The following is a 13,842-nucleotide window of genomic DNA, read 5'->3' as shown; positions in this document are numbered from 1 at the left end:
AGCACCCCCACATAAATCTGGAATTTTCTGATTTTTATACCATCCTCTTAAGCACCATTTTTCCACAATATTCGCCAGCATGATTCCAGAACTACCCGCAACTATGTCGGCTGAGATTCTCTTGAAAGAGAATGCAGAGCTGCGGATGAGAGTTGCCTGTCTGGAAGAGCGATGTCGAGAATTGGAAGAAAAGGTTGGCAAGAACAGTCAAAACAGCAGCAAGCCGCCATCGTCTGATGGTTATCAAAAACCTTGTAAAAACAGTAATTCTCCAGATCATTCTGACGACCTTTCCGCAGATAAAGGTACCGATCCATCGGATGAAAAACCCAATCCTAAAAGTCTGAGACAGTCTTCTGGTAATAAAGCCGGTGGAAAGAAAGGGCATCAGGGCACTTGTCTTAAACAGGTCGATATCCCTGACTATATTGAGTACCTTCCGGTTAAAGAATGCAATAAATGTCAGGCGTCTCTTCTTGATACTCGACTTTAGAGTCTGTATAAAACGATAATTCGGTCAGCTTTTTATAGTGAAGCAAGCCGAAATCAGTGAACTGTTTTTCCAAGTTCGTTATTACTTCCGTTTTTTGCCTAAAAGCCTTTAGTTATGCTGCTTCTGAATTATCCGGTATTAACTGGTCGATCAGATCGCGAAAATTGAACTCATATTTTTGCTTATATCTGTTCCAGCCCTTGCGAATAGAGAACCTCGGAATAATTCCTGAAAGAGCAATTTTCATCATGCCTGCAGTGGTTGTATCCGGGCTTCTCCAGGGTATCCGAGAAATATTCAGACATGCCTGATTTTTACAAACGGTTAATAACTGCAATAATGCATAGCCTGCCATTTTCAAATGCATCCATCGAAGCAGTGTTCGCAATTTCTGCTGCCATAAATGGCAACAGCCAAAAGCATGTTTGAGTTGGTGAAACATTGGCTCTACCGGCCATCTCCGGGAATAGGCACGAAGCACCTCCAGTCCCTCAAGTTCCGGATTGGTCGAGATGAATATTCTGCTTTCGGTCAGACCTTTGTCATTTTCAAAGCGACTCCAGACGACGCGTACTTCACGACCTTTAAGGAATCTGGCGCGACAGATCAGGGTACGATAACGTATTTTGCGAAATTTGCCGTACATCCATACTGTTGCTTTTTCTTCCGGCAGTTTCTTAACCTGTTCTGTCGTCATCTTGATGCCGTACTTTTTTGGGCGCCCTCGCTTCTTTACGGTGGGTGCTGGCGGCAAAGCATAGAGGGCCCGATTTGAAGGTATCTGACCAACAACTTCTATGTTCATTTCCAGAGCTGGCTTTATCAGTGTCCAGTTCATATACCAGCAATCGGTTAGCAGGCGTAGCACTCGATCCTTCACTTCATTGCGTACCACCCTGAGCATGGCCACGGCAATTTTCAGTTTGCTGGTGTTACCTGAAGCTGGTGTCGGAAATGAGATCACCGGTATGGCGGTAAATACTTCATCTGCAGCCCGCTCAAATATGATGGCCAGGGAAACCCAACACTGCCCCCAGATGTACGTCGGCCGATTGCGTTTCTTGCTGTGTTGATGATGTGTACGACAAGCAGGGGCTTTGTCGGAAAACCGTTCGATTACCCAGTCATCAAGCCCCAGGACCACAGGTTGATTCTCAGGAGCTTTGGAGCAGACCAGACGGATCAAGTGGCGTGCCAAGTTCTTCCATTGCCACTTGCCCTGAGATAGCCAGTGGTGGTAGCTGCTCCACACACAATGAAAATCAATTGTTAACAACGCCTGTGTAACAAAGCCGTCGGCTGAAAGCATGCAACCGAACAGCAGTTCGCAGAACGTTGGTACTGCAGTTGATGATAGCGCTCCAGCAAGAAAGGTTGTATATGAAGCGAGCTCCCTGAGGATTACTTGATGATCTGAAGTGAGCATGGCAACCATCTCGAATTTCGTCATTGGGGATGGTTGCTTTTAGCAGATTATGCGCCGGAACTATTGTGCTCTTAAAACTCTAAAGTCGAGTTCTTGATAGTGAGCCGGTCAAATATATTGAACGACAGGTGTTTGAACCAGGGAGACCGGGTGAATTTGAAGTAACGGCCCATAGAGCTGAAGTAAAAATCTGCACTTGTGGTTGTCGGAATCAGGCTGAATTCCCGGAAGGTGTTACCGCTGCCGCACAATATGGCTCAGCCACACAGGCTATGGCCGTCTATCTTAACCAATACCATTTCCTGCCTTTTAAGCGCGTGTCAGAGTATTTTAATACTCTCTATAAAATGAGTGTAAGTGCAGGCACTGTCGCCAATTTTGTGGCCAGAACCTATGAAAATCTGGCTTCTACTGAAGAGGTTATTCGTGACGCCTTGCGGGAATCGTCTGTTGCCGGAGCCGATGAAACGGGTATGCGGGCCGAGGGCTCTTTGCACTGGCTACACGTTATGCGGGATGAACAATGGACGCTCTACTACTTGTCTGAAAAGCGAGGTCGTGAGGCCATGGACACGATGGGCATACTGCTAACATTTGCAGGCGTTCTGGTTCATGATCATTGGAAATCCTATTTTGCATATGCGGCAACTCACGTACTTTGCAATGCCCATCACCTGAGGGAGCTTTTGGGTGTTGTTGATAGGGACAGCAATCAACTGGCGTTGCGATTGATGAAGCTACTGAGGCTTTCCTGGCATTACTGCAAGGGCTTTAAGACCATAGGTATGCTACAGATGCCAAGTGTTGTCTGTGAACGAATCGAGAAGATTTATGACCGGTTGCTTCAGCGGGCTCTAATGAAAGAAGTCGTCTATATGGAGAAGCAACGAGAGGAGCTTAAGCGCAAGAAAGTCAAGAATACTAAAGCTTACAATCTCTTCAAACGACTCACTGAGTTCAAGGCTGAGACACTGCGCTTCATGTCAGATTTTACCATTCCCTTCGATAACAATGGCAGTGAGCGGGATGTTCGAATGGCCAAGTTAAAGCAGAAAATCTCAGGCTGCTTCAGGAGTGCAGACGGTGGTTCTATGTTTGCACGGATTCGCAGCTATTTGTCGTCTGCCAGAAAACAGGGAATGGACATATATCAATCACTTCATAGAGCTGTTCGGAATTACTGTAATATGCCTTTGCTCAGTGCTGAATAGTTACGTTAAGTTTATGAAGAAAAAGCCGGTTCCCAATGCAAAACTTACTGGTCTAACAATACCTTTTTTCCCTCATCCCGATCTGAACCCACACCTTACAGGGGAAGACAAGACTGCGGAAGGCAAGGAGTCTCTGACACTGCAACGTGTGGCAATGTGTATGCGCTCAGTATTGATGGGTGTAGCGGACTGGACTGCGCACAGTAAAACCTCCTCACCCAAGACTGGCTATCAGGGCATTAACAGCAATCAGTACAAGCGGATGCTGGGATTATTTACCACGCCATTTGCCGTAGGTGGTGAATCCGCACAAGTCTCTGACTGGCTGACGGCTCTGCTTTCCAAATTACTGGTTTGGCCTGGTATATCCATGAGTACACAGAACTATCCATGGCCGGAGACATTATCGCCGGTTAACGTAAAGAAATTGGTATCTGATCGTCTGAAAGAAATGGAACAGCTTTACTGCCAGCAATCACAGATTCCGGGACTGGCAGAGAAAGTTCATCTGGATTGGGATGTCTCCAAAAAGAACCTGACCGTGGCGATGGTGCAATCGAAAATGCCCACCAACAAGGATTTTACCGAGCACGGTTTTTTATTGGACGATCCTGAATACCGGGCTAAACATCGCAAGCATATCGCCGCAGTGGCCACGCTGGTATGCAAGCATATTGAAGCTCAACGCAAAGATTGCACATCGAAGGAAAAGAAAGCCCAACAGGTTGACCTGATTGTATGGCCAGAGCTGGCCGTTCATAAGGATGATATTGATATCCTGACGGCCTTATCCCGGAAAACCCATGCAATCATCTTTGCAGGGCTCACGTTTATTGAGCAGCCCGATATAAAGGGCCCTAACAACTGCGCAATCTGGATAGTACCCAGGAAGAGCAATACCAAACAGAAAGAGCTAATCAGGTATCAGGGCAAACAGCACATGACGACAGAAGAGAAAGGCAAGGTTGAGCCCTGGCGACCTTATCAACTGATGCTGGAGCTGATGCATCCTGCATTCCCTGACAAGGATGGCTTCAAGCTGACAGGCTCCATTTGCTACGACGCTACGGATATTGCCCTTAGTGCAGATTTACGGGATAAGTCGAATGCTTATGTGGTTTCGGCCTTAAACCGGGATATCAACACCTTTGAAACCATGATTGATGCACTGCACTATCACATGTACCAACCAGTGGTACTGATCAACTCTGGTGAGTTTGGTGGTTCTTGCGCCAAAGCCCCCTACAAAGACTCCTTTCATCGTCTTATTGCTCATTCTCATGGTAATGATCAAGTCTCCATCAACACCTTTGAGATGAATATGTTCGATGTAACTATTCAGCACTGAGCAAAGGCATATTACAGTAATTCCGAACAGCTCTATGAAGTGATTGATATATGTCCATTCCCTGTTTTCTGGCAGACGACAAATAGCTGCGAATCCGTGCAAACATAGAACCACCGTCTGCACTCCTGAAGCAGCCTGAGATTTTCTGCTTTAACTTGGCCGTAACTGTTCAGCACCCCCACATAAATCTGGAATTTTCTGATTTTTATACCATCCTCTTAAGCACCATTTTTCCACAATATTCGCCAGCATGATTCCAGAACTACCCGCAACTATGTCGGCTGAGATTCTCTTGAAAGAGAATGCAGAGCTGCGGATGAGAGTTGCCTGTCTGGAAGAGCGATGTCGAGAATTGGAAGAAAAGGTTGGCAAGAACAGTCAAAACAGCAGCAAGCCGCCATCGTCTGATGGTTATCAAAAACCTTGTAAAAACAGTAATTCTCCAGATCATTCTGACGACCTTTCCGCAGATAAAGGTACCGATCCATCGGATGAAAAACCCAATCCTAAAAGTCTGAGACAGTCTTCTGGTAATAAAGCCGGTGGAAAGAAAGGGCATCAGGGCACTTGTCTTAAACAGGTCGATATCCCTGACTATATTGAGTACCTTCCGGTTAAAGAATGCAATAAATGTCAGGCGTCTCTTCTTGATAGTGAGCCGGTCAAATATATTGAACGACAGGTGTTTGAACCAGGGAGACCGGGTGAATTTGAAGTAACGGCCCATAGAGCTGAAGTAAAAATCTGCACTTGTGGTTGTCGGAATCAGGCTGAATTCCCGGAAGGTGTTACCGCTGCCGCACAATATGGCTCAGCCACACAGGCTATGGCCGTCTATCTTAACCAATACCATTTCCTGCCTTTTAAGCGCGTGTCAGAGTATTTTAATACTCTCTATAAAATGAGTGTAAGTGCAGGCTCTGTCGCCAATTTTGTGGCCAGAACCTATGAAAATCTGGCTTCTACTGAAGAGGTTATTCGTGACGCCTTGCGGGAATCGTCTGTTGCCGGAGCCGATGAAACGGGTATGCGGGCCGAGGGCTCTTTGCACTGGCTACACGTTATGCGGGATGAACAATGGACGCTCTACTACTTGTCTGAAAAGCGAGGTCGTGAGGCCATGGACACGATGGGCATACTGCTAACATTTGCAGGCGTTCTGGTTCATGATCATTGGAAATCCTATTTTGCATATGCGGCAACTCACGTACTTTGCAATGCCCATCACCTGAGGGAGCTTTTGGGTGTTGTTGATAGGGACAGCAATCAACTGGCGTTGCGATTGATGAAGCTACTGAGGCTTTCCTGGCATTACTGCAAGGGCTTTAAGACCATAGGTATGCTACAGATGCCAAGTGTTGTCTGTGAACGAATCGAGAAGATTTATGACCGGTTGCTTCAGCGGGCTCTAATGAAAGAAGTCGTCTATATGGAGAAGCAACGAGAGGAGCTTAAGCGCAAGAAAGTCAAGAATACTAAAGCTTACAATCTCTTCAAACGACTCACTGAGTTCAAGGCTGAGACACTGCGCTTCATGTCAGATTTTACCATTCCCTTCGATAACAATGGCAGTGAGCGGGATGTTCGAATGGCCAAGTTAAAGCAGAAAATCTCAGGCTGCTTCAGGAGTGCAGACGGTGGTTCTATGTTTGCACGGATTCGCAGCTATTTGTCGTCTGCCAGAAAACAGGGAATGGACATATATCAATCACTTCATAGAGCTGTTCGGAATTACTGTAATATGCCTTTGCTCAGTGCTGAATAGTTACACTTGGCCATTCGAACATCCCGCTCACTGCCATTGTTATCGAAGGGAATGGTAAAATCTGACATGAAGCGCAGTGTCTTAGCCTTGAACTCAGTGAGTCGTTTGAAGAGATTGTAAGCTTTAGTATTCTTGACTTTCTTGCGCTTAAGCTCCTCTCGTTGCTTCTCCATATAGACGACTTCTTTCATTAGAGCCCGCTGAAGCAACCGGTCATAAATCTTCTCGATTCGTTCACAGACAACACTTGGCATCTGTAGCATACCTATGGTCTTAAAGCCCTTGCAGTAATGCCAGGAAAGCCTCAGTAGCTTCATCAATCGCAACGCCAGTTGATTGCTGTCCCTATCAACAACACCCAAAAGCTCCCTCAGGTGATGGGCATTGCAAAGTACGTGAGTTGCCGCATATGCAAAATAGGATTTCCAATGATCATGAACCAGAACGCCTGCAAATGTTAGCAGTATGCCCATCGTGTCCATGGCCTCACGACCTCGCTTTTCAGACAAGTAGTAGAGCGTCCATTGTTCATCCCGCATAACGTGTAGCCAGTGCAAAGAGCCCTCGGCCCGCATACCCGTTTCATCGGCTCCGGCAACAGACGATTCCCGCAAGGCGTCACGAATAACCTCTTCAGTAGAAGCCAGATTTTCATAGGTTCTGGCCACAAAATTGGCGACAGTGCCTGCACTTACACTCATTTTATAGAGAGTATTAAAATACTCTGACACGCGCTTAAAAGGCAGGAAATGGTATTGGTTAAGATAGACGGCCATAGCCTGTGTGGCTGAGCCATATTGTGCGGCAGCGGTAACACCTTCCGGGAATTCAGCCTGATTCCGACAACCACAAGTGCAGATTTTTACTTCAGCTCTATGGGCCGTTACTTCAAATTCACCCGGTCTCCCTGGTTCAAACACCTGTCGTTCAATATATTTGACCGGCTCACTATCAAGAAGAGACGCCTGACATTTATTGCATTCTTTAACCGGAAGGTACTCAATATAGTCAGGGATATCGACCTGTTTAAGACAAGTGCCCTGATGCCCTTTCTTTCCACCGGCTTTATTACCAGAAGACTGTCTCAGACTTTTAGGATTGGGTTTTTCATCCGATGGATCGGTACCTTTATCTGCGGAAAGGTCGTCAGAATGATCTGGAGAATTACTGTTTTTACAAGGTTTTTGATAACCATCAGACGATGGCGGCTTGCTGCTGTTTTGACTGTTCTTGCCAACCTTTTCTTCCAATTCTCGACATCGCTCTTCCAGACAGGCAACTCTCATCCGCAGCTCTGCATTCTCTTTCAAGAGAATCTCAGCCGACATAGTTGCGGGTAGTTCTGGAATCATGCTGGCGAATATTGTGGAAAAATGGTGCTTAAGAGGATGGTATAAAAATCAGAAAATTCCAGATTTATGTGGGGGTGCTGAACAGTTACTGTTCGATTTTAGAAAAGACAATTTTGGAAATAGTCTCAGGTCTGGCAAGGCTCTAAAAACAGCACCCGCTGGTTGGCGTCGTGATGTAACTGGTACTTCAACTTTATAGGTAACAAGGTTAATGACGTGTTTTCAGACTGGCTGGGCAGCTTTGCTCAATGTTGATCTGTGGGTTAAGTGGTCAACGATTGCAACAGCGGCTGCAACGATTTTCATGGCGGGTATTGCAGTTCTCGCTGCCTGTTTTGGCAGAAAGCAGATTATTACCGCCCGCAAAGAAAGTAAGCGTGCCATTGCTCACGCTGCTTATGATCGCTACCTCGACCTTTGTCTTGAGAAAACAGAGTTCAGCTTTGGTAGTGATAACCCAAGAAGCTCATTCGATGAAGCCCAGTTCAAAGAGTACCGCTGGTTTGTTTCAAAAATGCTGTTTGCCTTCGAGCAGATACTGGATATTTACCCTAATGATGATGCCTGGAAGGCAACCATAAGCAGCCAATTAAAGCGGCATAAATACCATCTGGATCAATCGGGCACCGTCAAAAGAAAGGAGTGGAGTGAACGATTGCTAATGTTGATCAATGAGGTTATTGCTGCCTGATAAAGATAAGGGGCAATGGGAAGCCGTTGCCTCTAATTGGCGGTTCAAGGACACTATCTTTCTGCCAATGCAAGGACTCAAGCTACACCACTAAAAAAAGGGGGCGGTATATCTTCATATCCGCACAACAAAAGCCCCCTCAGATAATGACTTTTTTCCCCAGAATGCAGCTCAAGGTATACCACTAAAAAAAGGGAGAGCTTCAGTTCATTTTTCCAGCAGAAAGTGATGAGCAAATGGCTGATTTCGTCGGTTCTGCCGTTCAAGGTACACCACTTAAAAAAAGGGGGGGAAATCTACTTCAGGTTTTTCGACGACTGATCACGCACAAAGAAAAAGATATCCGGCCAGTCTTTGATCACTGAAGACCGGAAGAAGTATTTGTTTAGTGAGTGACAGAAGGCTGTCATTGGAGATCAGAGCCTGATACCGATTAGTACCGCTACAGTCCAATCGAAAGTGGGGGCAATAGTGGGGGCAAACAGACAGATACAAAAAAGCCCGTAGTGCTTACTAACGCTACGGGCTTTGCTGTATATGGTGCCGGCACCAAGAGTCGAACTCGGGACCCACTGATTACAAGTCAGTTGCTCTACCAACTGAGCTATACCGGCAAGGAACGAGATGAATATTATTTATGCCGTGTGTGTTTGTCAACTTCCTTGTGCGCCCTGATCCTTATTTTGTATCGAACAATTTCCAATCTCATTGCTCTGCAGGGCTATTAAGAATGCATAACCCTGATGTCCACCAGCAACTCCTGCAACCATAAACCAGTCTTCCCCGCTTATTCATTCTGAATATCCAGTTTTAGTGCTTATTCCCGTGACAGGGCGTGGCTTCTGACTTCAGGTTTTTTATGGGAACCGGATAGTCAACCCAATCCAGGGGGGCGTTAGGCAGTACTAACCCTGGACACCACATATTATCGACGTGCGCTGAATACCATTGACGCGTAGCTAACCGGACAATGTAGCAGCAATGCCAGGGTGCTGGCCGGTAATGTTAAGCATCTCAAGCAGTTGATTTACTGACTTTTCCAGGCGGGCAACAAATTTCAGTGCTTTTCCTCTGTTATCTTTTTGCCAACTAACGGTCACGTTCAGACTGCTTTTTGCGGGGGAGTAAGCAACCCCTAGACCTTCACTCACAACAGGCCCAAAGACGAAACGCCCGATATTTGGATCTGCAACAGATGATGTGGACAAAGTACTTCTTTTTACCAAATCCAGAAACACAGGATCGGTAAAGATCCTTAAGTCCCGCTTAATGATTTGAAAATGAAAGGCTGTGTCGGCTGGAAGGAGCGCCCTCTGTGCTGTTCAGGTAAAATATCTGTGCAAACAACGAAGCACCTGCGAGGTGCAACACAGGGACGCAGTACGATGATAATTCCCAAGCCTGAAAAAATCGAGATCGAATTCACTGACGCTAAACTAACCGGTATGGCTGGGGCTCTTTTTATCGCCCGCCTTGCCCGTCGTTTCAAATTGCCTGAGCAGTTATCAACCCATATCCAGCTCAAAAAACGTAACCGAGGTTGTGATGATAAAGACAGCCTGCTGGGACTGATTTACAACTTCTGTGCGGGTAACGGACACCTTTCTGATATGGATATTCTGCAAAAAGACAGGCCAACCGTCAGTCTGCTTGGCCTCGAAGATGTCAGAGGCTCAAGGCGAATGGGAGAGTACCTTTCCCGGTTCAAGGCCGATTCTGTGAAGGCGTTGTACGGCGTTATTCGTGATCTCTGCCGACAGGTAGCCCCCGATGTTATTGAACACGTCGTTAAGGAGAAAAGTTACCTTCCGATCTTTCTTGATGGAACGGAGATTGAGGTGGATGGCCATCTGTTTCAGGAAGCTAAAGTCGGCTACAGCGGCAGTCGGCAGTACTGGCTCCACAGTATTTTTATCGGGCACCTGTGGGCCAGTGCCCGCCTCAACCCGGGGGCTTCTGACGTTTGTTATGGCTGGCAAGAGCAGCTTGAGAATGATGTCGTGCCTTTGGTGAGTGACGACATCCCCGTTTGGGCCAGAATGGACAATGCCTACTACAGAAAACAGATTGTGGAATGGTTTGAAGCCCGTCCGTGGGACTTCTCTATCAGCGTCACCAATGACAACTACTGCCGTCCAGTACTCGATTGTATTGAGGGTTTACCCAAAAGTGCCTGGACGCCTATCCGCAGTGACAACACAGAAGAGGCGATCCTGTCTTATCACCAGCCTGCCGGGTGGAACCGTCAGCAGACGTATGTCGTGACCCGCCGCTGGCATGACGGAAAACAGTGGCTGGCAGTGCCCCGCTACTCAGTGATACTGGTCAGCCGCTCTGATCTGCCGTTGGCAGAACTGGTGCGTCGCCACCGGGAGAAGCAGGGGCAGGAGAATGCCCAGAAAGGTCCACTGATTGATCTGGATTTGCACCATCCACCCTGTCGCTCATTTCACGCCAATCAGGCTTTTTACGCCTGTGGTCAAATGGCACAGATTTTACTGAGAGCTTTGCAGTACAAGGCTTTGCCAGAGAAAGAGAGAAGACATGGTATTCGCCCGCTGATCAGGAAAGTGATCCGGTCAGTGGGCCGGTTAACCTATAGCGGTAAAAAGTGGACATTGTGGTTCGTCAAAACGGCTGCAGATCTTGGATGGCTGTTGGAGATCAGCAACAGGCTGGACATGAAGCCTCCGCCGATTTGCAGCTGATCAGTCCAAGATTGCCGACTTGACGAATAACACAGAGTGCTGTGGAGCCCTGCTTTACCTAAAGGGTGATAATTGAACGCAAAACACACAGGTTGCACCATGAATACGAGCTGATTTGGATAGCATTTTATCGACCCTGTATGAAAACTGTACAAATTTGCTTCTGGTACAGAGTATCCGATCAGCTATCCATTCTTAAGCGGGAATTAAGGTTGTGGTAAAGGTCTAGCTTCCAAATATGGTAATGGTATATAGCTTTGTCTCCCTCCCAAACAAATGGACCGAAAGAGGCTGACCACGCATAAATCAGGTCACCATTATCAATGTATTTTTCGGGTTCAAGATCAAGGTCAGAGTAATACCACTCGTTAGAGGTAAATAAGTTACCTACACGTAGGAGTGGGGTCCCTTCCTGAAGCATTTCATGTTTTTTGTATGCTCTACCATTAAGAACATTCATTACATCGCCAAGCCTTGCCCATGCCCATCCTGCCGGTAACTCAGACGAACTCTCCTCATTAGATAGTTCTCGTCCAAAAACGCATCAGGCAATCATAATTAGATTGTACGTGCGTTTTGATATTTCCTGAAATTCCAGAGAGCCGCAAAAACTCTTCCCTTTTTTTCTCTAATCTGGGACGGATATTGGAGAAAAACGCGAAAAGCAGGCAGAAAACATCCTCCCACCATGCTGGAAAGGTACTTTCATGTAGCGTGGAGGTGGCTATCAGGATGGTGCCGGGTGTCTGGCCAGAATCACCAGGTTGTAACAGACCACCGATAACCAGCAATGAGAATCAAAACGCTCAGAACCTCAGAACCCTTGCAGTGGCAACGTGATAGCCCAAAACATCTCTTTAGCCACGAAATTCCCGCTTCAATACCTGCCCGGAAGCGAAAGAGCGTTTTATACACATACTGACTTTTAGTCATCTCTTCGACTTCAAGTCCGCGCTTCTTATTAAAAGCTACATCGCTGATTCCCATGGCCTTGGCTTTTTCCAAATTAGCGCGACACGCGTATCCGCCGTCACCGCTTGTCTGGCGAGGTACACGACCATAAATTTCTTTTTGTCTTTCCATCATCGGAATGAATTGGTCCGAATCCGCTGGGTTACCTTCCTCAATAACCAGGTCCAGGATCAATCGACTTTTTCCCTGAACCAGGTTCAGTTTATGGCCATACTGTACTTGCCGCCTGTCTTTTACGATGATATCCGTATGGGGTTCATACAGGCTAACCACTTTTTCCTGGGCTGGCACCTTTTCACCCTTAAAGACCCTGCGCTCTGTCTGGGAGACTATTGCATCCACCAGGGGTAACAGGTGATCCACATCGGCCTGCCACTTGTCGGCATCATCAGCCAGGAGACACTGCCCCTGCTGACGGGCTGACTCTTGATCACATCTCTCCAGCGCTGAACTGCCGGGCTATCTGCCAGGTTTTTACCCGATCCTGCAATTTCGCCCAGCCTTCCCATACCACTAACCAGCCGGGCTGCCCTGTATGCTTTGAATCACCCCAACCACCAAGCCGAGCAATCGTTTGAAGCAGCCAAGTGACTGTTGGCGGCTTATCGGGCAACGCTTTTTTTTCATAGGTTAGCCAGAGAACCTGCCATTCATCATCACTGACCACCTCATTCGCGAGTGTTTTTTCACTCCAAAGCTTTCTGTCTTTGTGCTGCCTGTCATTCGGTAACATTAATGCTTCACGGATTTGCATTAGTCTGACAGCGACAAACATTAATATGACCGCAAGTCGTTCAATGTTATCCGGAGATTGCAGACGAAGCCTTTCTACTCCTGCTCCCGATTTCCAAGCCTTATGGAACTCTTCTATTCGCCATCGGAGCTCGTAAAATCGAATGATAGAGCGACAGTCTTCGAATGTTTCAATATCTTCAGTTGTCAATAGTACCCAGTGCAAACGGTCTTCGGAGTCATTGCCAATCTCTTCAGCCGACACAATATTCATAGTTACCGGTTCCGGCCTGCCGCCTGGCCTTTGCGGCGCCTGTATTGTCATCTTCTTTCTTTTGACCTGCAGCGTTGCCTTTCGCTTCTTTCTACCTCCTTTTTGAGGAACCACTATCGTATATTTCCCCAACACTTCAGTCTGAGCTAAGGAATCAAATAATAAGAGTTCGCCATCCACCAGGATTCTGTTTTGTGTAGCTCTTACAACAAACCGCTGTCGGTTATCCAGTTTGTAGTGCATATATTCGTATATATCCGCCTCCCGGTCGCAAACACTGATGATGTCAGGCATTTTACCCCCCATCCTTTGTTCTGTCTCTTGATCACAAATAGCTACCTTGGTACGCCCGGCATGGGCATGAACTGATGGGGTGAAAGTCCCCTGTGGGAGAACCTACATCTGACTGGCGGTAAAGACGCCTGCTGATGACAACCACTAGCTTAAGGCAAGTGCAGTCCCGCGAGGGGCTGTGCGGAGGCAGTCTGAGTGCAAAGGTGCGAGCCGACGTACAGAAATCGCATATAAGGCTGAGTCTCTGGGCGAGTGAGCCAAGGATCACAAAGCCCTATGGTTCGTGAGACACGGTAAATGCGGCGGTTGTGCACTGAAAGTTCATGTCCTTATCCGGGGAGATCTGTTCAACATGCGATTGGTAATTCCCAGTTCTCAGCCACTGGTTACAACAGGCTCGGCGAACAGGTCTCATCATCCTGTTCGAGCAAACCCGATGGCAACCAATAGCGCCAGCAGAGGTAACTCCGCGTGGTGATTGGACAGAAGTCAGCAGAGGCCATAGTAGCTGTACGACAGAAGCCATTAACGGATGGGAAGTCGTTAGCGAAGGGCCGAACATCGACGACAAAGAGG

The 13,842-nt window shown here is 47.2% G+C and carries 11 protein-coding genes, 1 tRNA gene and 1 pseudogene; 6 read left to right on the top strand and 7 right to left on the bottom strand.

The features are described 5' to 3' along the window. The first annotated feature begins 79 nt into the window (after positions 1 to 79). Positions 80 to 493 carry a DUF6444 domain-containing protein gene (locus tag MJO57_RS26185; RefSeq protein WP_252017959.1) on the top strand — a complete coding sequence of 138 codons (414 nt, stop codon included), beginning with the start codon at positions 80 to 82 and terminating at the stop codon, positions 491 to 493. A gap of 112 nt (positions 494 to 605) precedes the next feature. Here the strand turns inward: MJO57_RS26185 and MJO57_RS26180 are convergent, their stop codons facing one another. Continuing rightward, a complete protein-coding gene (locus tag MJO57_RS26180) occupies positions 606 to 1,943 on the bottom strand; it encodes a transposase (RefSeq protein WP_252017304.1) in 1,338 nt (445 codons plus the stop codon). A 104-nt stretch (positions 1,944 to 2,047) separates the two neighbouring features. Between MJO57_RS26180 and MJO57_RS26175 the strand changes: the two genes are divergently transcribed. Beyond that, on the top strand, positions 2,048 to 3,130 hold the full coding sequence (locus tag MJO57_RS26175) for an IS66 family transposase (RefSeq protein ID WP_252019955.1): 1,083 nt from the start codon (positions 2,048 to 2,050) through the stop codon (positions 3,128 to 3,130). Between the two features lie 1,598 nt (positions 3,131 to 4,728). Continuing rightward, positions 4,729 to 6,243 carry an IS66 family transposase gene (locus MJO57_RS26170; RefSeq protein ID WP_252018111.1) on the top strand — a complete coding sequence of 505 codons (1,515 nt, stop codon included), beginning with the start codon at positions 4,729 to 4,731 and terminating at the stop codon, positions 6,241 to 6,243. Here the strand turns inward: MJO57_RS26170 and MJO57_RS26165 are convergent. Continuing rightward, positions 6,210 to 7,595, bottom strand: coding sequence for an IS66 family transposase (locus MJO57_RS26165; protein ID WP_252019953.1), 1,386 nt, complete (start codon positions 7,593 to 7,595; stop codon positions 6,210 to 6,212). The genes MJO57_RS26170 and MJO57_RS26165 overlap by 34 nt on opposite strands. On the opposite strand from MJO57_RS26165, the gene MJO57_RS26160 reads away from it, so the two are divergent. Together MJO57_RS26160 and MJO57_RS26155 are read left to right on the top strand one after the other, a co-directional pair. Continuing rightward, the gene (locus tag MJO57_RS26160) at positions 7,594 to 7,794 is read left to right on the top strand and encodes a hypothetical protein (RefSeq protein ID WP_252019951.1); all 201 of its coding nucleotides are present in this window, start codon (positions 7,594 to 7,596) and stop codon (positions 7,792 to 7,794) included. The two genes, MJO57_RS26165 and MJO57_RS26160, sit on opposite strands and share 2 nt — an antisense overlap. A 12-nt stretch (positions 7,795 to 7,806) precedes the next feature. After that, the gene (locus MJO57_RS26155; protein ID WP_252019949.1) at positions 7,807 to 8,286 is read left to right on the top strand and encodes a hypothetical protein; all 480 of its coding nucleotides are present in this window, start codon (positions 7,807 to 7,809) and stop codon (positions 8,284 to 8,286) included. Positions 8,287 to 8,824: 538 nt separating this feature from the next. On the opposite strand, the gene MJO57_RS26150 is transcribed toward MJO57_RS26155, so the two are convergent. Then, a tRNA-Thr gene (locus MJO57_RS26150) sits at positions 8,825 to 8,900 on the bottom strand. Positions 8,901 to 9,245: 345 nt separating this feature from the next. Then, positions 9,246 to 9,539: a choline/carnitine O-acyltransferase gene (locus MJO57_RS26145; RefSeq protein WP_256493384.1), complete on the bottom strand. Its 294-nt coding sequence runs from the start codon at positions 9,537 to 9,539 to the stop codon at positions 9,246 to 9,248. A 132-nt stretch (positions 9,540 to 9,671) separates the two neighbouring features. Here MJO57_RS26145 and MJO57_RS26140 point away from each other — a divergent pair, with 132 nt between their 5' ends. Further along, complete coding sequence (locus tag MJO57_RS26140; protein ID WP_252019946.1) at positions 9,672 to 10,994, top strand: transposase; 1,323 nt, start codon at positions 9,672 to 9,674, stop codon at positions 10,992 to 10,994. A gap of 181 nt (positions 10,995 to 11,175) precedes the next feature. On the opposite strand, the pseudogene MJO57_RS33480 reads toward MJO57_RS26140, so the two are convergent. The 3 genes and pseudogenes from MJO57_RS33480 to MJO57_RS26130 form a co-directional block, all read right to left on the bottom strand. After that, positions 11,176 to 11,478, bottom strand: a pseudogene (locus MJO57_RS33480) (restriction endonuclease subunit S); the annotation flags it as partial. Between the two features lie 272 nt (positions 11,479 to 11,750). Beyond that, the gene (locus tag MJO57_RS26135; protein ID WP_371924688.1) at positions 11,751 to 12,329 is read right to left on the bottom strand and encodes a transposase; all 579 of its coding nucleotides are present in this window, start codon (positions 12,327 to 12,329) and stop codon (positions 11,751 to 11,753) included. A 67-nt stretch (positions 12,330 to 12,396) separates the two neighbouring features. After that, positions 12,397 to 13,305: an IS4 family transposase gene (locus tag MJO57_RS26130; protein WP_256493383.1), complete on the bottom strand. Its 909-nt coding sequence runs from the start codon at positions 13,303 to 13,305 to the stop codon at positions 12,397 to 12,399. Positions 13,306 to 13,842 lie beyond the last annotated feature (537 nt).

The organism is Endozoicomonas sp. SCSIO W0465 (genome assembly GCF_023716865.1).
GTDB lineage: Bacteria > Pseudomonadota > Gammaproteobacteria > Pseudomonadales > Endozoicomonadaceae > Endozoicomonas.
This window is presented reverse-complemented; position numbering and strand designations above follow the sequence as displayed.

Coding starts and splice junctions, on each gene's coding strand:
- MJO57_RS26160 (WP_252019951.1), top strand. CDS start 7,594: ATGCTGGCGAATATTGTGGAAAAATGGTGCTTAAGAGGATGGTATAAA.
- MJO57_RS26155 (WP_252019949.1), top strand. CDS start 7,807: ATGACGTGTTTTCAGACTGGCTGGGCAGCTTTGCTCAATGTTGATCTG.
- MJO57_RS26165 (WP_252019953.1), bottom strand. CDS start 7,595: ATGATTCCAGAACTACCCGCAACTATGTCGGCTGAGATTCTCTTGAAA.
- MJO57_RS26140 (WP_252019946.1), top strand. CDS start 9,672: ATGATAATTCCCAAGCCTGAAAAAATCGAGATCGAATTCACTGACGCT.
- MJO57_RS26180 (WP_252017304.1), bottom strand. CDS start 1,943: ATGACGAAATTCGAGATGGTTGCCATGCTCACTTCAGATCATCAAGTA.
- MJO57_RS26170 (WP_252018111.1), top strand. CDS start 4,729: ATGATTCCAGAACTACCCGCAACTATGTCGGCTGAGATTCTCTTGAAA.
- MJO57_RS26185 (WP_252017959.1), top strand. CDS start 80: ATGATTCCAGAACTACCCGCAACTATGTCGGCTGAGATTCTCTTGAAA.